Annotated in this window: 18 protein-coding genes and 2 tRNA genes; 8 read left to right on the top strand and 12 right to left on the bottom strand. The window is 72.3% G+C overall.

The window, feature by feature from the left end; genetic code table 11:
* Positions 1-9 precede the first annotated feature (9 nt).
* The gene (locus GA0111570_RS04995; RefSeq protein WP_092607280.1) at positions 10-1,119 is read right to left on the bottom strand and encodes an NADH:flavin oxidoreductase/NADH oxidase; all 1,110 of its coding nucleotides are present in this window, start codon (positions 1,117-1,119) and stop codon (positions 10-12) included.
* 137 nt (positions 1,120-1,256) lie between these two features.
* Between GA0111570_RS04995 and GA0111570_RS05000 the strand changes: the two genes are divergently transcribed.
* The 3 genes from GA0111570_RS05000 (at position 1,257) to GA0111570_RS05010 (ending at position 4,070) form a co-directional block, all read left to right on the top strand.
* A complete protein-coding gene (locus tag GA0111570_RS05000; protein WP_425438609.1) occupies positions 1,257-1,970 on the top strand; it encodes a demethylmenaquinone methyltransferase in 714 nt (237 codons plus the stop codon).
* A 7-nt stretch (positions 1,971-1,977) separates the two neighbouring features.
* Positions 1,978-3,708 carry a TM0106 family RecB-like putative nuclease gene (locus GA0111570_RS05005; protein ID WP_092607287.1) on the top strand — a complete coding sequence of 577 codons (1,731 nt, stop codon included), beginning with the start codon at positions 1,978-1,980 and terminating at the stop codon, positions 3,706-3,708.
* A gap of 131 nt (positions 3,709-3,839) precedes the next feature.
* Positions 3,840-4,070 carry a hypothetical protein gene (locus tag GA0111570_RS05010; RefSeq protein ID WP_092607290.1) on the top strand — a complete coding sequence of 77 codons (231 nt, stop codon included), beginning with the start codon at positions 3,840-3,842 and terminating at the stop codon, positions 4,068-4,070.
* Between the two features lie 36 nt (positions 4,071-4,106).
* On the opposite strand, the gene menD is transcribed toward GA0111570_RS05010, so the two are convergent.
* Both menD and GA0111570_RS05020 read right to left on the bottom strand, forming a co-directional pair.
* Positions 4,107-5,744, bottom strand: coding sequence for a 2-succinyl-5-enolpyruvyl-6-hydroxy-3-cyclohexene-1-carboxylic-acid synthase (gene menD / locus GA0111570_RS05015; RefSeq protein WP_092607293.1), 1,638 nt, complete (start codon positions 5,742-5,744; stop codon positions 4,107-4,109).
* Between the two features lie 70 nt (positions 5,745-5,814).
* The gene (locus tag GA0111570_RS05020; protein WP_092607296.1) at positions 5,815-6,768 is read right to left on the bottom strand and encodes an o-succinylbenzoate synthase; all 954 of its coding nucleotides are present in this window, start codon (positions 6,766-6,768) and stop codon (positions 5,815-5,817) included.
* Between the two features lie 93 nt (positions 6,769-6,861).
* Here GA0111570_RS05020 and GA0111570_RS05025 point away from each other — a divergent pair, with 93 nt between their 5' ends.
* The 3 genes from GA0111570_RS05025 to GA0111570_RS05035 are packed head-to-tail and all read left to right on the top strand — an operon-like array spanning position 6,862 to position 9,202.
* On the top strand, positions 6,862-8,037 hold the full coding sequence (locus GA0111570_RS05025; RefSeq protein WP_092607299.1) for an AMP-binding protein: 1,176 nt from the start codon (positions 6,862-6,864) through the stop codon (positions 8,035-8,037).
* The gene (locus GA0111570_RS05030; protein ID WP_092607302.1) at positions 8,034-8,918 is read left to right on the top strand and encodes a 1,4-dihydroxy-2-naphthoate polyprenyltransferase; all 885 of its coding nucleotides are present in this window, start codon (positions 8,034-8,036) and stop codon (positions 8,916-8,918) included. Before GA0111570_RS05025 ends, GA0111570_RS05030 begins: the two co-directional genes overlap by 4 nt.
* A gap of 29 nt (positions 8,919-8,947) precedes the next feature.
* Positions 8,948-9,202 carry a PLD nuclease N-terminal domain-containing protein gene (locus GA0111570_RS05035; protein ID WP_092607305.1) on the top strand — a complete coding sequence of 85 codons (255 nt, stop codon included), beginning with the start codon at positions 8,948-8,950 and terminating at the stop codon, positions 9,200-9,202.
* A gap of 11 nt (positions 9,203-9,213) precedes the next feature.
* Here GA0111570_RS05035 and GA0111570_RS05040 read toward each other — a convergent pair whose 3' ends face one another.
* From GA0111570_RS05040 to GA0111570_RS05070, 7 genes are all read right to left on the bottom strand, one after another.
* Positions 9,214-9,651, bottom strand: coding sequence for a hypothetical protein (locus GA0111570_RS05040; protein WP_092607308.1), 438 nt, complete (start codon positions 9,649-9,651; stop codon positions 9,214-9,216).
* Positions 9,652-9,808: 157 nt separating this feature from the next.
* Entirely contained in the window at positions 9,809-11,539 is a 1,731-nt protein-coding gene (locus tag GA0111570_RS05045) for a glycerol-3-phosphate dehydrogenase/oxidase (RefSeq protein ID WP_342689709.1), read from the bottom strand.
* A gap of 28 nt (positions 11,540-11,567) precedes the next feature.
* Positions 11,568-12,170, bottom strand: a complete 603-nt coding sequence (locus tag GA0111570_RS05050; RefSeq protein ID WP_092607311.1) for a class F sortase — start codon at positions 12,168-12,170, stop codon at positions 11,568-11,570.
* A gap of 130 nt (positions 12,171-12,300) precedes the next feature.
* On the bottom strand, positions 12,301-12,984 hold the full coding sequence (locus GA0111570_RS17605; protein WP_092607314.1) for a hypothetical protein: 684 nt from the start codon (positions 12,982-12,984) through the stop codon (positions 12,301-12,303).
* An 87-nt stretch (positions 12,985-13,071) separates the two neighbouring features.
* Entirely contained in the window at positions 13,072-13,650 is a 579-nt protein-coding gene (locus tag GA0111570_RS05060) for a hypothetical protein (protein WP_092607317.1), read from the bottom strand.
* 264 nt (positions 13,651-13,914) lie between these two features.
* Positions 13,915-13,987, bottom strand: a tRNA-Lys gene (locus tag GA0111570_RS05065).
* Between the two features lie 31 nt (positions 13,988-14,018).
* The gene (locus tag GA0111570_RS05070; protein ID WP_092607320.1) at positions 14,019-14,648 is read right to left on the bottom strand and encodes an arsenate-mycothiol transferase ArsC; all 630 of its coding nucleotides are present in this window, start codon (positions 14,646-14,648) and stop codon (positions 14,019-14,021) included.
* A 355-nt stretch (positions 14,649-15,003) separates the two neighbouring features.
* On the opposite strand from GA0111570_RS05070, the gene GA0111570_RS05075 reads away from it, so the two are divergent.
* Together GA0111570_RS05075 and GA0111570_RS05080 are read left to right on the top strand one after the other, a co-directional pair.
* On the top strand, positions 15,004-16,392 hold the full coding sequence (locus GA0111570_RS05075; protein WP_175557330.1) for an SH3 domain-containing protein: 1,389 nt from the start codon (positions 15,004-15,006) through the stop codon (positions 16,390-16,392).
* 153 nt (positions 16,393-16,545) lie between these two features.
* A tRNA-Glu gene (locus GA0111570_RS05080) sits at positions 16,546-16,618 on the top strand.
* Positions 16,619-16,703: 85 nt separating this feature from the next.
* Here GA0111570_RS05080 and GA0111570_RS05085 read toward each other — a convergent pair.
* Positions 16,704-17,372 (bottom strand): alpha/beta hydrolase, encoded by a 669-nt coding sequence (locus GA0111570_RS05085; protein ID WP_175557331.1) that lies wholly within the window; start codon positions 17,370-17,372, stop codon positions 16,704-16,706.
* Positions 17,373-17,445: 73 nt separating this feature from the next.
* Complete coding sequence (locus tag GA0111570_RS05090; RefSeq protein ID WP_092607329.1) at positions 17,446-17,658, bottom strand: hypothetical protein; 213 nt, start codon at positions 17,656-17,658, stop codon at positions 17,446-17,448.
* Positions 17,659-17,742: the final 84 nt, after the last annotated feature.

Here is a 17,742-nt window from a genome sequence, read left to right on the forward strand (position 1 = left end):
CCCCGGCGCTCAGCGCAGCGGCAGGGCGCGGGCGTACTGGATCGGGTAGTGGTCCGGGGCGCCGTCCAGGCGGGCCTGCCAGCGGGCCGGGGCGTACGGGTCCCGGAGCAGTTCCCGGGCGACCATCACGGCATCGGCGCGCCCCTCGGACACGACCGACTCGGCCATCTGCGGGTCGACGATGATCCCGACCGTACTGACCGGGATGTCGACGACCCGCTTCACCGCCTCGGCGAACGGCACCTGGTAGCCGGGGTGGGGTCGTGGCGGCACCACCCGCGGGGTGACGCCCCCGCTGGAGACGTCGACCAGGTCCACGCCGTGCTCCTGCAGCAGCACCGCGAGCCGCTGGGTGTCGGAGACCGTCCAGCTCGGCTCCTCCACCCCGGTCTCCTCGAACCAGTCGGTCGCCGAGATCCGGTAGAGCACCGGCACCAGGTCCCCGACGGCCTCACGGACCGCGTCGACGACGGCCAGCGGCAAGCGGACCCGGCGCTCGAAGTCACCGCCCCAGTCGTCGGTACGGCGGTTCGCGACCGGGGAGCAGAACTGGTGCAGCAGGTAGCCATGGGCGCCGTGCACCTCGACGACGTCGAAGCCGGACTGGACAGCGCGGACCGCCGCGGCACGGAAGCCCTCGATCACTCCGACGATGTCGGTGGCGGTCATCGCCCGCGGTGCGGCGTACGCGTCCCCGAGCGGGACGGCACTGGGCGCGATCGTGCCCCAGCCGCCCTCCTGCAGCGGGACCGAGGCGGCACCCCGCCAGGGCTGCACCGTGGAGGCCTTGCGGCCGGCGTGGTTCAGCTGGACGCCGGTCAGGGCACCGAGCCGGTGGCACAGGTCGTTGATCGGCGCGAACGCCGCTGCCTGGGCGTCGTTCCACAGCCCCAGGTCCCACGGGGAGATCCGTCCCTGCGCGGTCACCGCGGTCGACTCGGCGATCACCAGGCCGGCCCCGCCGCTGGCGCGGGAGGCCAGGTGCTGCAGGTGGAAGTCGGTCGAGCAGCCGGCCTCGACCCCGGTCGGGGCGGCCGAGTACATGCACATCGGCGACATCCAGACCCGGTTGCGGACGGTCAGGCCGCGCAACGTCAGCGGCGAGAACAGCTGGGACATGGCCCTACCGTAGTCCGGTGCAGTGCTGAGGCGGTGACGGGCCGTGGGTGGCAGCGGGTGGCCGGGCGCGGCGGTCGGTGGCGGTCGCCCTGTGGTAGCCGAGCCTCGATGTCGGCGGTCCGTGACATGCTGGGTCGGTGGCCCGAGCGAACCAGAAGACCGATTACCGCGCAACGCTTGCGAAGCGGCGCCAGGACGTGGCGACGATGTTCGACGGCGTCGCCACGCGCTACGACCTCGCCAACGACGTCCTCTCGCTGGGCCAGGTCCGGCTCTGGCGCGAGGCGACCCGCAAGGCCCTGGCCCCCCGCCCCGGCCAGCTAATCCTGGACCTGGCCGCGGGCACCGGCACCTCCAGCCACTCCTTCGCCGCCTCCGGTGCGACGGTGGTCCCGACCGACCTCTCGCTGGGCATGCTGCGGGTGGGCAAGGACCGCTACCCCGAGCTCGGCTTCGTCGCCGGCGACGCCCTCGCCCTGCCGTACGCGGACGCCTCGTTCGACGCGGTCACCGCCTCCTACGGCCTGCGCAACATGGAGGACACCATCGGAGCGCTCACCGAGCTGCGCCGGATCACACGCCCCGGCGGCCGGATCGTGATCTGCGAGTTCTCCACCCCGACCTGGCGCCCGTTCGCCACGCTCTACAAGGAATACGTGATGGAGGCGCTGCCCCGGATGGCGACCGCCGTGTCGTCCAACCCGGCCGCGTACGTCTACCTGGCCGAGTCGATCCAGGCCTGGCCCGACCAGGAGCAGCTGGCCGCACTGTTGGTCGAGGCCGGCTGGCGCGACGTCCAGTGGGAGAACCTCTCGGGCGGCATCGTCGCCATCCACCGCGCCTGGGCCTGACCTGCCGATGGCAGCTTTCGTCCTCGACGCCTTCGCCGCTCGCAGCTGCGCGGTGAAGACCCACAACCTGTTCGACCCGCAGGTGCATCCGGCCACCCCTGCGGTCGACCCGTCGGTCGAGGAGAGCTTCGACGACGGCCCGAGCCATGCCGACCGGGTGATCGCGGCGATCCTCGGCGCCGCCAGGGTGCACGGACTGCTCCGGGTGGAGGACCACCGGGACCTGGTCGACCAGCCCTGGCAGGTCCGCGAGGACGCCTGCCGGACAGCGATGCTGAGCGGTGTCGACGTGATCATCCACGGCATCGTCCCGCTGGACCTGGCCGGCCATCGCAGCGGACGGGCCGACCTGTGGGTACGCGGGCAGGACACCCCCGACGGCCGGCCCGGCTACCACCCGGTCGAGATCAAGGCGCACCTGCTGCAGGAGCAGCGACGCTCGGGCCGCGACCACACCTTCCAGGTCCCCGTCTCACCGCTGGGCAGGCCATCCCCCGCCGCCGCGGTGCCGGTGGACTCCCGGGCCGTCCGGCTGAACAGCCGCGAGGGTGACCTGCTGCAGATCGCCCACTACTGGCGCCTGCTGGAGTCGGCCGGCTTCGCGGCCGGCGGCCGTCCGCTGGCAGGCATCATCGGCACCGACCAGTTGCCCGGCCACGGCCTGGTGATCACCTGGGTCGACCTGGCCGAGCCGGTGATCCGTACGTTCTCCCGCCGGTCGGCCGAGGGCTGGACCCGGCGCAGCATCCTGGAGCGCTACGACCACGAGCACGGCTTCCGGGTGAGCATCGCCGCCGTCGCCATGCAGCAGGGCCTGCCGGACGCACCCGAGCCGCTCGTGCTGCCCATCGTCAACAAGGAGTGCCCGCGCTGCGAGTGGTGGGAGACCTGCCGGCCCCAACTGCACGACCACGACCTCAGCCTGCGGATCGACAAGTCCCCGCTCGACATCCGCGAGATCTCGGTGCTGCGCCGGCTCGGGATCAACACGATCGACGACCTCGCCGCGGTGGACCTCGACGACCTGATGCCGCACTACCTGCCCGAGGTGCAGCACCGCCCCGGCGCCGACCGCCGGCTGGTGCTGGCGGCCCACCGGTCCCGCCTGCTGGCCGACGGCCGGTCGCTGGAGCGGATCACCACCGGACCGATCATCGTTCCCCGGGCGGACCTGGAGATCGACTTCGACATCGAGAACTCCAGCGACGACCGGGTCTACCTGTGGGGCTTCCTGGTCACCGACACCTCGACCGGGGAGCAGCACTACCGACACTTCAGCTCCTTCGCCGACCTCGACGCGGCGGCCGAGGCCCGCCTGGCCGTGGAGGCGATGACCTGGCTGCAGGGCCTGGCCGCCGGCCACCGTACGGTGCTCGTCTACCACTACTCCCCGTACGAGGTGAACCGCCTGGGCCGGCTCGCGGAGCAGACCCGCGAGCCGGTGCTGGAACAGGCCCGGGCCTGGGCCGGGGACCACTTCGTCGACCTGTTCGCCACCGTGCGCGAGCACTGGTTCGGTGCGCACGGGCTGGGCCTGAAGGTGGTCGCCCATGAGGGCGCGGGGTTCACCTGGCGGGACGACGACCCCGGCGGACTGAATTCGCAGGCCTGGTTCGACGAGGCGGTCCACAGCGAGGACCCAGCCGACCGGGAGGCCTCCCGTAGGCGGGTGCTGGAGTACAACGAGGACGACGTGCGGGCGACCGCCGCGCTACGCGACTGGCTGTCCGGGGCCTGAGCGGCTGTGGGGTTTCCCCAGAACGCACATCGATTATCGACTTTCGGTGATCGTGCGGGGGCCCGCGTCAACATACGGTGGGTGGACGCCCCGCGGTCAGTGCAGACCGCCCGTTGCAATCGGAGACCCCCATGGCCCCCACGAACGTCCGGATCATCACCACCGCCGCCGCTGCCTTCCTGCTCGTGTTCCTGCTCAGCGGCTTCATCGTGGGGACCCTCCTCGGCGAGACCTGGGCCAGCTCGATCGCCACCGCCTCCACGCTCGGCATCGTCGGTGCCGGGATGCAGTTGATGCTGATCGCCGCCCGTCGTCGCCGGGAGCTCGAGGGCCAGTTCGACCTGCTGGGCCCCGAGGCCTGAGCGATCCACCACCCCCGGCCCCCGGGACATTCTCCGTCAGACGAGTCTGCGGATCCGCTCCTCGAACGCCCGCCGGTCCGCGCGGTCCAGGGGCACCTCGAGCACCTCGCGCCCGGTGACGGGAGCCGCCAGCGCCGCGGCCAGCTCGTCCCGGCCGGTGATCCGGCGGTGCCGCCAGCCGTACGCCCTGGCCAGGGCCGAGAAGTCGACGCCGTGCGGGGTGCCGAAGAGCCGGTCGAAGGCGCCGGCGTACGGTCCGCTGTCGTAGGTCGGGTCGCCCTGCTCGAGGGTGTGGAAGATCGCCCCGCCGTCGTCGTTGACCACCACCACGCGCAGGTCGGGGGTCTCCTCGCCCGGGCCGATCAGCAGCCCCCCGCCGTCATGGGCCAGGGACACGTCCCCGACCAGGGCGGTGACCGGCCGTCCCAGCCCGATCGCGGCGCCACTGGCCGTGGAGACCAGTCCGTCGATGCCGGACAGGCCGCGGTTGCCGATCACGTGGGCCGGTGCCGGACTGACCGGGGCCAGGTCGGCGTCGCGCAAGGACTGGGAGTTGCCGAGCAGCAGCACGTCCTGCGGGCCGACCGAGGCCACCACGGCCGCCGCCACCTCGGGCCCGGTCAGTCCCGGCTGGTCGCGCAGCATCCCGGCCAGCGCCTCACACGCCTGCGCGTCGGCCCGCTGCCACTCCGCCAGCCAGTCGGGGTCTCCGGCCGGCAGCAGCACCTCGTCGGCCACGGCGGAGGCGTGCAGGCCGACGTCGCTCCACTCCGAGGAGTCCGCGACCACCACCACCTCCACGTCCCTGCGGGACAGCAGCCGGGTGACGGGCCGGGACAGCGTCGGGCGGCCGTAGACCACCACGCGTTCGATCCGGTCGGCGAGCGAGGTGTCGAGCAGCAGCCGGTAGGTGGCCAGCGCGGCCCCCTCACGGGCGTTGGAGATCGGGCCGGCGAGCAGCGGGACGCCGGCCTCCTCGGCGTTGCGCCGGGCCCGGGCACCGGTCGAGGGCTGGCCGCTGCCGACCAGGACCACTGTCCGCGGACCTGGCTCCAGCTCGGTCAGCATGCCGGCTCCGAGCGGGGCGATGGAGGGGGCGTCGACGTCCAGCCAGTCCAGGCCCCGGTCGCCCGGGTCGGGGACGAGCGGGGCGGCGAGTCGTACGTTCAGGTGTCCTGGGCCCGGGGCGCGGGTGCGCATCCCGTCGGCCGAGGCGAGGACCCGGGCGACCTGGTGCCGGACGGCCAGGGGTCCGGCGTCGGCCTCCAGGTTGGCCTCGGCGCGGACGAAGGTGCCGAAGATCCCGACCTGGTTGGTGGTCTGGTTGGCCCCGGTGTCGAGCATGCCGGTGGGACGGTCGGCCGAGACCACGACCAGCGGGACGCCGGTGTGTGACGCCTCCATCACTGCCGGCAGCAGGTTGCCCACGGCAGTCCCGGAGGTGACGACGACGGGGACCGGCAGGCCGGTCACCCGGGCGATGCCGTGCGCGGTGAAACCCGCGACCCGTTCGTCGTGGCGGACGTGCAGCCGCAGCCGCCCGGCGGCCGCGGCGAGGTGGGCGGCCAGCAGCAGCGGGGCGTTGCGCGAGCCGGGGCACACCACCAGGTGCTCCACGCCGTTGGCGACGAGTTGGGCGATGACCGCGCGGGCGAGTGCTGTCGACGGGTTCATGCGTCCTCCCTGGTCTGCGCCGGGCTGGTGTGCGCCGGCCTGGTGTGGTCCGGGCTCGTGTGCTCCGGGCTCATCCGGCCAACCTACCGGTCGCCTCCCTGCGCCGGGCCCACTTCCCGGCCGTGGCCGGATCGGCGGCGAGCGCCGCCAGGCGCGTCGGGGTGGGCACCGGCCGGCGGACCTCCATCCAGCCGTCGACGGCCGCGAGTGGCTCGTCGACCACGTCGTCGACGAGCAGCCGGGAGGTGTTCAGCCCGCAGGCGTACGGCAGTTCGGGCAGCGCGGCCGCGAGCGCCAGGCCGGCGGCCAGCCCGACGGAGGTCTCCAGCGCGCTGGACACCACGACCGGCAGCCCGAGGCGCTCGGCCAGCTCCAGACAGGCGGCGACGCCGCCGAGCGGCTGGACCTTCAGCACCGCGACGTCGGCGGCCTCCAGTGCGACGACCCGCTCCGGGTCACCGGAGCGCCGGATCGACTCGTCGGCGGCGATCGGCACGTCGATGCCGTCGTGGGCCAGGTGCCGGCGGAGTGCCGCGAGGTCCTCCACGTCCGGACAGGGCTGCTCGGCGTACTCCAGGTCGAAGCGGGCCAGTTCGGCGAGGTTCCGGCGGGCGGTGTCGACGTCCCAGGCGCCGTTGGCGTCGATCCGCAGCCGGCCGGCGGGGCCCAGTGCGTCCCGCACCGCCTCCAGCCGGGCGATGTCCTCGGCGAGTACGGTCCGCGGGTCGGCGACCTTGACCTTGGCGGTCCGGCACCCCGAACCGGTCACGATGGCGTGGGCCTGGTCGGGGCCGACGACGGGCACGGTGACGTTGACCGGCACCCGGTCCCGGACCGGCGCCGGCCACGGCCGCTCGGCCGCCTCCCGGGCCGCGCGCAGCCACGGCACGAGCTCGGCGCCGGAGTAGTCCAGGAACGGGCTCCACTCGGCCCAGCCGGCCGGCCCCTCCCAGAGCAGGCCCTCGCGTACGTCGATGCCGCGGAAGCGGGTGCGCAGCGGGATGGCGTACACGTACGTGTCCATGGGCCGACCCTATGCCCGCGCGTCCGCCCTGCTTGCGCCGATCGCTCCTCGTCGCCCACCGGGAGCCGCGGTGGCCGGTCGTACGCTGGTCGGGTGTCCGCCCCCCTCCTGCGCCCGTTGCCCACCGCAGGGCTGTCGTCCGACGAGCTGACCGACGCCTTCGCCGGGGCGCTCGAGGGCTCGTACGTGCTGGCCCCGCTGCCCCCGGATCCGGTGGAGGAGGCGGCCGTACGGCGGATGCTCGCCGCAGCCGAGGAGCCTGGGGCACTGCCCGAGGACGTCGCGCTGGTGGTCTCGACCTCCGGTTCCACCGGCACGCCCAAGGGGGTGATGCTGTCGGCGTCCGCGATCCGCGCCGCGGCCGCCGCCACCGATGACCGGCTCTCCGGCCCGGGTGAGTGGACACTGGCGCTGGGCCCGCACTACGTCGCCGGGGCGATGGTGGTCTGCCGCGCACTGCTGGCGGACCGCGCGCTGCACCTGGCCCGCACCGACCTCGCCGACCTGTCTGCCACCCCGGCCCGGGCCGGCAGCCCCAGTTACCTGTCGGTGGTGCCGACCCAGCTGGCCCGGCTGCGACAGGACCGGGCGGCCCTGGCTGCACTGGCCGGCTTCGACGCGATCCTGCTCGGCGGTGCCGCGGTCGACCCCGACCTGCTGGCCCAGTTGCGCGACGAGGGGCTGCGACTGGTCACCACCTACGGCATGAGCGAGACCTGCGGGGGCTGCGTGTACGACGGCCGGCCGCTGGCGGGGGTCGGGATCACCGTCGACCCGGCCGACCAGCGGGTCGGGATCACCGGACCGGTGCTGTTCTCCGGCTACCTGGGCCGTCCGGACCTGACCGCCGCTGCCCTCGGCGTGCTCCCCGGCCCTGACGGCGGCCCGGTGCTGCTGACCGGCGACCGGGGCGAGGTCGGTCCCGACGGGAGGCTGCACCTGCTCGGCCGGATCGACGACGTGGTGGTCTCCGGTGGCCTCAACGTCGACCTGGCCGCTGTCCAGGCCGCCGCGCGCCGTGCGATCGGGACCACCGAACTGGTCGCGCTGGGGGTGCCCGACGAGGTCTGGGGGACCCGCGTGGTGGTCGTCACCACGGCCCGTACGTCCCTGGCCGCGCTGCGGACGGCGCTCGCCGCCGACCTGTCGCACCAGGCCCTGCCGCGCGGGCTGTCCCACGTCGATGTGCTGCCCACCACGAGTAGTGGCAAGATCGATCGCCGGGCCCTGCTCGGGGCCTGGGAATCGATGCACAAGGAGCTGGCGTGAGCACTGTCGCCGATTGGGTCGAGGGCGCACGCCTGCGGACATTGCCCGCCGCCTTCTCCCCCGTCCTGGCCGGGAGCGGCGCCGCTGTCGCGGCCGGCTCGTTCCGGCCGGTGCACGCAGTCCTGGCGCTGGTGGTGGCGCTGGCCCTGCAGGTCGGGGTGAACTACGCCAACGACTACTCCGACGGCATCCGTGGCACCGACTCCGCCGAGCGCGTCGGCCCGCAGCGCCTGGTCGGTTCGGGCGCGGCACCGGCGCACGTGGTCAAGCGCGCGGCCTTCCTGTGCTTCGGCATCGGCGTGGTGGCCGGCCTGGTACTGGTGCTGCTCACCCAGCAGTGGTGGCTGCTGCTGGTCGGGGCGGCCAGCGTGCTGGCCGCCTGGTACTACACCGGCGGCAAGCACCCGTACGGCTACCTGGGGCTGGGCGAGGTGTTCGTCTTCGTCTTCTTCGGGCTGGTCGCGGTCTGCGGTACCACGTACGTGCAGGTCGGCCGGGTGACCTGGGCCAGCCTGGCCGCGGCGGTAGCGATCGGCTCGCTGGCCTGCGCGATCCTGGTCGCCAACAACCTGCGCGACATCGCCACCGACGTGGTCTCGGGCAAGCGGACCCTGGAGACCCGGCTGGGCGACCGCGGCAGCCGCTGGTTCTTCGTCGTCCTGCTGGTCCTGACCGCCATCGCGGTGGTCGCCGTCGCCGCGGCCTCGGGACGCTGGTGGGCGCTGCTCGGGCTGCTCTTCGTACTGCCGGTGGCCGGGCCCGCCCGGGTCCTCCTCACGGGGGCCACCGGCATGCCGCTGGTCCGGGTGCTGAAGATGACGGGGATCGCCGAACTGGTCTGCGCACTGGGCCTGCTGGCGGGGCTCTCGATCCCCGCCTGAGGGCTGGACCACTGCCCTACACTCGTGACATGGGCCGCTACCTCCCGATCCTCATCGCCGTGATGCTGGCCATCTATGCGATCACCGACATGGCCCAGACGGACTCGGTGAAGGTCAACTTCATGCCCAAGTGGATGTGGTTCGCCCTGATCGTCCTGGTGCCGTTCGCCGGTGCGATCGCCTGGCTGGTCTGGGGTCGCCGCAATGCGGGTGGCGGGGGCCGCGGCGGAGACCCCCGCGACTCCGCCCCCGACAACGACCCGGAGTTCCTGCGCCGGCTCTGAGCCGTAGGCCCCTAGTGGCCGGTGACGGCCCGCAGCAGCCGCTCGACGACGACATCCGCGGGCACCGAACCGACCACACCGGTCAGCGCCACCGACCAGAGCCGACCGTCGGCCACGACGAACCCCTCCGTCGTGTCGGGCAAGGACGATCGACCCACCACGGCCCCGTCCCCGATGCCGTCGCGCCACTGGGCGCGAGCGTCGGGGGTGGCGCCGGTGAGCTGCTCGAGGACCGCGGCGGCGGTGCCGGTGACCGGTCCGTGGTCGGTCAGCATCAGCGAGCCCGCCCGGTAGGTGTGTACCCGGGCCGGCCCGGCGATCCGGAAGCCGGTCGAGTCGATCTCCACCAGCCGCGCCACGGTCGCGCGGTCCGGTAGTGAGGCGGCCACCACGTAGCCTGCTCCGGAGGTCTGTCCGGCCTGCTGGTCCGGCTCGACGTTCTCGCCCATGGTCTCCCGCCCGTCCTCGGCTCCGCCCGGCGTACGGCCCGGCGCATCGCTTGTCTGCTCCCGAGGTTACGGCGTGGGGGGCCGGCGCGCTGCGGCCGTCCGCAGCTGCCAGGAGGCGGATCGTACGGCGCGGTGGCAGGACGTAGCCCGCCCCCGTTCAGACGCCGTCGGGAACCTCCACCGGGACGAGGTCGGGGACCGAACGGCGCACCGCCGAGGCGGTCGCGTCGTCGGGCGCCTCGCTCGCCGCCCGCTGGGCCTCGACCAGTGCGCGGTAGGACTCCTTCTCCCGCAGGACCTGGGCCTGGTCCCAGCCGAGCAGCGGCGCCATCACCGCGGCGACCTCGTCCAGGGCCGCCACTCCCCCGTCCCGCTGCTCGTACGCCAGCCGGACCCGCAGCCGCAGCACGTCCTCGACGTGCAGGGCACCCTCGTGGGTGACGGCGAAGGCGACCTCGGCACGCAGGTAGGTCGGGGCCGCTGCCAGCGGCAGCCCCATCTGCGGGTCGGTCCGCACCATGTCGGCGAGCACCGTCAGCTCCGAGCCGTAGCGGGACAGCAGGTGGGCGGTCCGCTGCTGGTCCCAGCCGAGTCGGTGGGCGTGGGCGGCGGCCTGCGCCCGGGTCGCCTCGTAGCCGACGGCACCGACGAGCTGGACCCGCTTGGTGATCGAGGGCTGGACCCGCGCCCGCTCGGGGCCGAGCGCGAAGTCGACGGCATCCTCGGCCATCTTGCGGTACGTGGTCAGCTTGCCGCCGGCGATCGCCGACAGGCCCGGGGCCACCGAGACGACGGCGTGTTCGCGGGAGACCTTCGCCGAGTCGGCAGCGCTCGCGCCGAGCGGCTGCAGCAGCGGGCGCAGACCGGCGTACGAGGCGAGGATGTCGTCGCGGGTCAGCCGTGAGCGCAGCACCCGGTTGGCGTGCTCCAGGATGTAGTCGATGTCGGCGGCGGTGGCGACCGGGTGCTCGCGCTGTTCGGTCCAGGCCGTGTCGGTGGTGCCTATCACCCAGTAGTCGGGCCACGGGATGATGAACAGCACCGACTTCTCGGTGCGCAGGAACAGGCCGGTCCGGCCACGGATCCGCTCCTTGGGCACGACGATGTGGACGCCCTTCGAGGCGAGCACCTTGGGGCCCTTGCCGGGGGTACCGGCGAGCTTCTCGACCTCGTCGGTCCACACGCCGGTGGCGTTGATCACGTGCCGGGCGCGGACCGTACGCTCCTCGCCGGTCTCCAGGTCGCGCAGGACGGCGCCGGTCACCAGCTGCCCGTTGCGGACCAGCCGGACCACACGGGTCCGGGACGCGGCCTGCGCGCCGTACGAGACGGCGGTGCGGACCAGGTCGACCACCAGCCGGGCGTCGTCGACCCGGGCGTCGTAGAACCGGATCGCCCCGACCAGCCGGCTGGGCCGGATGTCGGGGAAGATGCCGAGGGCGCCGGCCTTGTCGTAGTGGCGCTGGATCGGTACCCGGCCACCGCGAAAGCGCGCGATCACGTCGTACGCGCCGATCCCGACGGCGCTGTAGAGGCGCTCGACCAGGGGGAGTCGCAGCGGCCAGAGGAAGGGCTGGGCGTGGACCAGGTGCGGGGCGATCGTGTCCAGCAGCAGTCCGCGCTCGGCGAGGGACTCCGAGACCAGTCGCAGGTCGAGTTGGTAGAGGTAGCGCAGTCCGCCGTGGACCAGTCGGGAGGAGCGCGAGGAGGTGCCGGCGCCCCAGTCCTGCATCTCGACGATTCCGGTGCGCAACCCGCGGGTGACGGCGTCCAGCGCGATACCGGCCCCGGTCACCCCGCCGCCGACCACCAGCACGTCGAGGCCGGTGTCGACCATGTCCTCGAGGGCGCGGGAACGGGACTGGGCGGTCAGCATGGAGTCCTTCACGGGCTCCACTATGCCGCGCAGCCGGTCCCTAGTTCGCCACCGGGTCGCCCTTCGGCGTCGCCACCACCACGGAGTTGGCGGTGAAGCCGTGACCGTCCCAGTCCTCGCAGGTGACCAGGACGAGGCGGTGCGGCCCGTCCTGGGAGAAGAGCTGGGGTGCCTCGGCGGCGAGCTGGTCCTTGTGCAGGACACGGACGTCCCGGACGACGTACGTGAAGCTGCCGGTCTCGCCGTGGATCATGATCTCCGCACCGGGCTGGACCTGGACCAGGTGCTCGAAGACGCCGTTGCCGCCCTCGACCTTGTGCGAGGTGAGCAGCGTGGTGCCCCGGTCCGCGCCGGCATCGGCCGAGTGGTTCCACCAGCCGACCATCCGGGGGTTGTCCGGCGGGTTGAGCGCCGCGCCCTCCATCGCCATCGGCAGGACCTGGGCGTTCCTGATCCCCAGCGAGTCGATCGTCAGGTGCAGCGGGTCGGTGGAGGCTGCCGGTGCGGCGGGCACCGCCACCGCCGTCGACGACAGGTAGCCGGCCCAGACGATGGCAGACGGACCGCCGACCAGGACCAGCGCCCCGAGAACCATCAGCAGCCAGGTGGGCAGGCGCGCACCACGATGCGACAGCAGTCTCATGGCGCTCCTTCCGGCTGGTCGCTGGTGGGACGGGAGGGGTCGTACGGCGGGGTGCGGGCGGGATGGGTCCGGTGTGCGACGGGCGGGGTGCGACGGGTGACCGGGGTGCGCGGCCGATGGGTGGAGCCGGTCAGTGGTCGCGGCGGTTGCGGATCCGGCGCCCCCGCAGGGCGAGGCCGATGACGGCGAGGACGCCTGCGGCAAGCACGACGAAGCCCCCGGCGCCGCCCCCGATACCTGCGGCAATGGCGCCCGGAACGGCGGGGGTCGCGGTCGGCGAGGGCGTCCCGGTCGGCGAGGGCGTCCCGGTCGGCGAGGGCGTCCCAGTCGGCGAGGGCGTCGCGGTGGGCGGGGAGGTGGGAGTGGGCGTGGCGTCCTGGGTGTCGGCGGTGACCGGACCGGAGGCGGCAGATCGCAAGCCGAACTCGGCGTGGGCCGCCGGCAGCCCGTGGCAGCCGATCACCAGTATGGTGTCCGCACCGGCCGGCACATGGGTGCCGTCCAGCTCAGCCGGACCGTACTGCCGGCTGGCCTGGGGTGATGTCACGACGGCGAACATCCAGGTCCCCGCCGGAGTGGGACCGAGGTCGTACGCCGTCTCGGTGGCCGCAGCGGCGGGGACGACGGCGCACCCGACGTCGGAGTACTGCTTGGCGTACGAGCGCGAGACCACGGCGGTCCAGGCCGAGGGGTCCTGCGCCTGTGCACCGGTGGGGGCCTGGAGGAGATCGGCGGCCGTGGCGACCCCGGCGACGGGGCTCGAGGCCAGGGCGAGGACGGCGATGGCGGCAATGGTGCGGATGGGCTGGGTCACGTCCCCTCCTGGTGGGCTAGGACATGTGGGTGGGTGAGGCAGGAGCCGTACTGGCGTTCCGGCGGAGCCGGACCGATGGATGAACGATCAGCTTTGGGGACGGGCACGCAGACCGAGCGCGGCCAGGGTCACGATGGCGGCACCGCCGAGGCCGAGCGCGACCACGCCACCTCTACCACCACTCAGCCCCGAGTTCACCTTCTCGGGAACAGCTGTCGGGTTGCAGTCCTTGATCCGGAAGGTGGTCGATCGTACGTTCTGGTCACCGTCGGATGTGACATTGGCCTTCACGTGGAAGCCGTCCGCAGGGACCTCGAACGGCTCGATGGCGATGAAGGTGTAGGACGACGTCGCGTCGCCCTTGTCTTTGGAGATCGCCACCTGCGCAGCCCCCTGGACACCGGGGATGTCGGCGCTCGGCGGTCGCGGCTCGAAGGTCACGTTATGGGTTCCCTTGTCGGCACCGGTGATCCGCAGGTCGAAGCTGCAGCCGGTGATCTGCGGGTTGTCGGCGTTGCCCTGGTCACTCGAGCCGGACTGGACCACCTTGATCGTGCCGGGAGCCGCATAGGCAGTCGCAGCCACCAACGGGGAAGCGGCCAGGCCGATGGCCCCGGCAACGGCGAGCGCTCGGACCGGACGAGGAGGGAAGGTGGCGTGAGTCATGACTCTCCTAGTGGAGCGGCGGTAACTGGGGAAGAAACGCCGGATCTGTCGATCCGCACCCAGCCTGCCCTCAGTCGTTCCACAGCCACCCTCGACACGCGGACTCTCAACCTAAGCTTCACCGTTGATCTGCAACGATTCCATAACAAACGAACGCGTGTACGTGAACCCCCTCCACCCGGGCAACCGAACGCGGCGAATCGAGGCGCGACGCGGCAGAAACGGCGACGCCCGACCACCATTAGATGGTCGGGCGTCGCGGTGTGGGTCCTGTGGGAATCGAACCCACAACCCGCGGATTAAAAGTCCGCTGCTCTGCCGATTGAGCTAAGGACCCGGGGCCCTCAGCTTACCGACACCGCCTTGGCTCAGGCGGCGATGGACACCTCGGTGTCCAGCAGCTCACGGATCCGGACCTCGAGCTCGTCGGCCACCGCACGCATCGCACCCAGACCCTCGCCACTCACCGGCGGGATGTCCCAGTTCACCCAGTGCTTGCCCGGGAACTCGAAGAACTCCGGCACGCCGAGGGTGACCACGACATCGGCCGCGCCGAGCAGGCTGCTGGTGAACGGCATCGGGTAGGGGTTCTTCAGGTTGATCCCGCGCTCGGCCAGCACGGTGACGACGTCTCGGTCCAGGCCACCTCGCGGATGCAGGCCGGCGCAGCGTACGTTCACCTGGCCGTTGGCGAAGTGGCTGCACAGCGCGGCCGCCAGATGGGAGCGGGCACTGTTTTGTTCGGAGACGAAGAGGACCTCGGGCAGGGCCTTGGCGATCCGCCCCTGGGCCTGAGCGCGGGCGAGGAGGCCTTCCTTGGCCATCCGGGACACCAGCAACGGCAGGAAGTCGGTGACGCTCGCCTGCTTCTCCAGGTGCTCGCGGGCGATCGCGACGGCATCCGCAACCTCCTCGGGGGTGAAGACGCCCTCGTAATGGTCCGCCAGCTGTGCCAGGTCATAGGCGTAGCGGGCCTCAAGTTCCTCGTTGGTCAGCATGATGCCCCCTCCCTCTCGCGCTCGTGGCGCTCATGGTGCAGAAGCCCTTGCGCCCCTGCGATGTCTCCCAATATACCCCCTCCGGACACCTTTCGTTTACCTGCTGTTCACCTTGGGCGTGTGGCGCCCCGAGGTGTCCGCTCCCGCCCAGATCACGATTTCATCAACCTGCACTCGAGCTTCAGGGTTCCGTACGCCCGGCGTAGTAACTAGTGTCCGCCGGAAGAGCCGTCGCGGGCAGGGTCTCCTGTCGGGGAAGGGCAGGAACCCGGGGAAGAGCCCGCGGCGGCCGTTTCGGGCACCTTGGTGCCCGCTGTCACGGCGGTCCGGGAAGTCCGCCGGGAGGGGAAGAACAATGGGCATTATTTTGCGCGCCCTCATACGGACCACGGCGGCGGGGACTCTCGCCGGACTGGTCACCGTCTCCGGGATGGTCCTCGGACCACTCTCGCAGTCCGCCCAAGGGGACTGGCTGACGGCGACGACCGGAGTCAACCTGCGCTCGGGACCGGGGACCACCTACCCGGTGGTCGGCGGACTGGCCACCGGCCAACGCATCACCGCGCTGGGTGACTCCACCGGCGGATGGACCCCCGTCGACCTGTACGGCAAACGGGTCTTCGTCGCCAGCCGGTACGTCACCGGTGACACCACCTATCGCGCCGCCGACTCCACGACTGGATCCACGACCATCGTCGGGACCGCCACCACCACCGCCAACCTCAACGTCCGCACCGGTCCCGCCACGACCTACCCCGTGGCAACGACCCTCGGCAAGGGCACCTCCGTGTCCCTGACGGGCCAGACGTCGGGCACCTGGACGCAGATCAGCCGTAGCGGCAGCCTGTACTGGGTCTCCACCGTCTACCTCACCACCTCGGCCACCGCGCCTGCTCCGGTGACGACCGGGACCGCCACCACCACGACGAACCTCAACGTCCGCAGCGGCCCCTCGACCAGCTACGGCATCATCACCACCCTTGCCCGCGGCACCGCGGTGACGACGACCGGCACGACCCAGGACGGCTGGACGCAGATCTCCCTCAACGGGTCGCTGCGCTGGGTCGCCAGCTCCTACCTCTCGGCCGGCTCGGGCACCAGCGTGACATTGCCGGTCGCCGAGCCCGTCACCAGCACCGAGACGATGTACGCCACCGCCTCGGTGAACGTACGCACCGGGCCGGCCACCAGCTACGCCGTTGTGACGACCCTGGAGCGGAGCCAGCAGATCGGCGTGACCGGCCGGACCTCGAACGGCTGGAGCGAGGTGGTCTGGCAGGGCGCCCAGCGCTGGGTCTCCAGCCAGTACCTGACCTCCTCCCAGCCCGCTCCGTCGACTGTCGTGGAGCCGATCAGCAACTCCTCGTTCCTGGCCTCGGCCCTGGTCGGATCGGTCGGCCTGGGCACCACGGTGCCCGCCATCACCCCGATCGTGAACACGGTGGAGTCGCGCTGGCCGGTGGTCGGCCCCTACTACGGCACGCGGATCGAGCCCGGTTCGGACCACAACGACGGCCGGGCGGTGGACATGATGATCCCCAACTGGTCGACCACCAACAAGCCGACCGGCGACGCGATCGCCGCCTACCTGCAGGCGAACGCCCAGCAGTACGACGTCTCGTACATCATCTGGCGCCAGCACATCTGGAGCGTCGCCCGAGCCTCGGAGGGGTGGCGGCCGATGGCGGACCGCGGGTCGTACACCGCCAACCACTACGACCACGTGCACGTCAGCGTCAACTGAGGTGCATCGAGGAGTGCCCGGGCCCCGGGTGGGCGGCCGCCCGGGCGACGCGCCCACCCGGCCCGGCACCAGTCTGACGGTGGTGCCCGCGTGGGCTATGCTGGTCGTCGGTTCGCGACCCCCGGGTCGTACGCCGCGGTGGCCAGCCACCGGGTCCCCTTCGTCTAGTGGCCTAGGACACCGCCCTTTCAAGGCGGCAGCGCGGGTTCGAATCCCGTAGGGGATGCTCACACCACGACTCGGCCCGTGCCAGGGCCGCGCGTCCATCGACGAATGCTCCTCGTAGGGGCGCCCGGTTCCCGCCGACAGGCTTACCGCTCGCTCGGAGCGACCGCGTCCAGCCCGAGGCCACCCAGGAACGCCGCCACGTCGGCGAGCTCCTCGACCGCAATGGAGTGGGCCAGGCCTGGGTAGACCTTGATCGTCGCGTCGGCGTGCTCGCGGGCCCAGTCCTCCGTACGCTCGAACGCCTCGGCCGGGATCATCCCACGGTCCTCCGCGCCGCGGCCGTAGAAGAGCGGCACCTTGCGCCCGGCCAGCCGGGCATCACCCGGCGAGGTCCCCGGCGCGACGAATCCGGACAGCACGACCCCGGCCGGGAAGGTGTCGGGTCGGGCGCGCAGCAGCTCGGTCACCATCATGCCGCCCTGGGAGAACCCGATCGGCACCACTGGCTGGCCGTCGACCGTCTGGTCGAGCCAGGCCAGCAGCCCCGCCAGCGCCGCTTCGACGGGTCCGCGCTCGGGGCGGCCGGGAACGCTGATCGGGAACCAGGCGGCTCCCCCACCGGGGATGTCGTACGGGCCGCGCGGCGAGACCCAGTCCCATCCCTGTCCCAGGTGCGCCACGATGCCGGGCAGGTCGTTCTCGTTGGACCCGTACCCGTGCAGCAGCAGGAGCAGCGGGCGTCCGTCCGGCCCCTCGGCGCGAGGGCCGACGACGGTACGGATGGGGGCAAGGTCAGGCCAGGACTGGGTCATGACGTCCATTGTTGCCGCGACCGGTGAAAGCCGGGAAGCCGGTCGTCCCGTGCGGCACGCCTGACCTCGCGGGTCAGCGGCTGCTGAGGAGCTGGAACACCAGGATCATCACGGCCACCACCGTCACCATCCCGCCCAGCACCTTCCACCACGTGTACCCGGCGCGGTCGTAGTCGGCCATCGCACCCTCGCGCAGCGCGGTCGCGGCGTTCTCGTCGATCCGGCCCTCCTGCAGGGCCCGGTCGATGTCCTCCACCTCGGCCTGGAAGCGTGTCTCTCTGTCCATGCCCCCATGGTGCCCCCTCCTGCACGTCCCTCCCCTCCGTGCCCGCGGTCGTGGGGCAACCCGGCCCGCGCAGCCTCACCCGAT

Origin of the sequence: Raineyella antarctica, from assembly GCF_900092135.1 — a bacterium.
GTDB lineage: Bacteria > Actinomycetota > Actinomycetes > Propionibacteriales > Propionibacteriaceae > Raineyella > Raineyella antarctica.

Bases quoted from the DNA above. Each gene is read 5' to 3' on its own strand.
- GA0111570_RS04995 (WP_092607280.1), bottom strand. From the start codon at position 1,119: ATGTCCCAGCTGTTCTCGCCGCTGACGTTGCGCGGCCTGACCGTCCGC.
- GA0111570_RS05005 (WP_092607287.1), top strand. From the start codon at position 1,978: ATGGCAGCTTTCGTCCTCGACGCCTTCGCCGCTCGCAGCTGCGCGGTG.
- GA0111570_RS05010 (WP_092607290.1), top strand. From the start codon at position 3,840: ATGGCCCCCACGAACGTCCGGATCATCACCACCGCCGCCGCTGCCTTC.
- menD (WP_092607293.1), bottom strand. From the start codon at position 5,744: ATGAACCCGTCGACAGCACTCGCCCGCGCGGTCATCGCCCAACTCGTC.
- GA0111570_RS05020 (WP_092607296.1), bottom strand. From the start codon at position 6,768: ATGGACACGTACGTGTACGCCATCCCGCTGCGCACCCGCTTCCGCGGC.
- GA0111570_RS05035 (WP_092607305.1), top strand. From the start codon at position 8,948: ATGGGCCGCTACCTCCCGATCCTCATCGCCGTGATGCTGGCCATCTAT.
- GA0111570_RS05040 (WP_092607308.1), bottom strand. From the start codon at position 9,651: ATGGGCGAGAACGTCGAGCCGGACCAGCAGGCCGGACAGACCTCCGGA.
- GA0111570_RS05050 (WP_092607311.1), bottom strand. From the start codon at position 12,170: ATGAGACTGCTGTCGCATCGTGGTGCGCGCCTGCCCACCTGGCTGCTG.
- GA0111570_RS05060 (WP_092607317.1), bottom strand. From the start codon at position 13,650: ATGACTCACGCCACCTTCCCTCCTCGTCCGGTCCGAGCGCTCGCCGTT.
- GA0111570_RS05070 (WP_092607320.1), bottom strand. From the start codon at position 14,648: ATGCTGACCAACGAGGAACTTGAGGCCCGCTACGCCTATGACCTGGCA.
- GA0111570_RS05075 (WP_175557330.1), top strand. From the start codon at position 15,004: ATGGGCATTATTTTGCGCGCCCTCATACGGACCACGGCGGCGGGGACT.
- GA0111570_RS05085 (WP_175557331.1), bottom strand. From the start codon at position 17,372: ATGACCCAGTCCTGGCCTGACCTTGCCCCCATCCGTACCGTCGTCGGC.
- GA0111570_RS05090 (WP_092607329.1), bottom strand. From the start codon at position 17,658: ATGGACAGAGAGACACGCTTCCAGGCCGAGGTGGAGGACATCGACCGG.